We start from the raw sequence: 713 nt of genomic DNA on the forward strand, positions 1-713 counted from the left end.
TTTATAAGAGCAAACCCGGGGAACTGAAACATCTAAGTACCCGGAGGAAAGGACATCAATAGAGACTCTGTTAGTAGCGGCGAGCGAACGCGGACCAGCCGAGCCTGATGAGTGACCAGAACATGTTGGGAAGCATGGCCATAGCGGGTGACAGCCCCGTATGGGAAGCTCTGAAGGACGTATTAAGTAGGGCGGAACACGTGAAATTCTGTCTGAAGATCGGGGGACCACCCCCGAAGGCTAAGTACTCCTTACTGACCGATAGCGAACCAGTACCGTGAGGGAAAGGTGAAAAGCACCCCGACGAGGGGAGTGAAACAGTACCTGAAACCGAACGCCTACAATCAGTTGGAGGCCCCTTGAGGGCTGACAGCGTACCTTTTGTATAATGGGTCATCGACTTGGTCTCACGAGCAAGCTTAAGCCGTTAGGTGTAGGCGCAGCGAAAGCGAGTCTTAATAGGGCGAATGAGTTCGTGGGATCAGACCCGAAACCGAGTGATCTAGTCATGACCAGGATGAAGGTGCGGTAACACGCACTGGAGGTCCGAACCCACACCTGTTGAAAAAGGTCGGGATGAGTTGTGCCTAGGGGTGAAAGGCCAATCAAACTCGGAGATAGCTGGTTCTCTGCGAAATCTATTTAGGTAGAGCGTCATCCGAATACCCCGGGGGGTAGAGCACTGGATGGGTAATGGGGCCCCACAGGCTTAC

Annotated in this window: 1 rRNA gene; it reads left to right on the forward strand. The window is 53.3% G+C overall.

Annotated elements, in window-relative coordinates:
* A 23S ribosomal RNA gene (locus Q5L94_RS13280) occupies positions 1-713 on the forward strand; the annotation flags it as partial.

Source organism: Idiomarina sp. Sol25, from assembly GCF_033052775.1.
Taxonomy (GTDB): domain Bacteria; phylum Pseudomonadota; class Gammaproteobacteria; order Enterobacterales; family Alteromonadaceae; genus Idiomarina.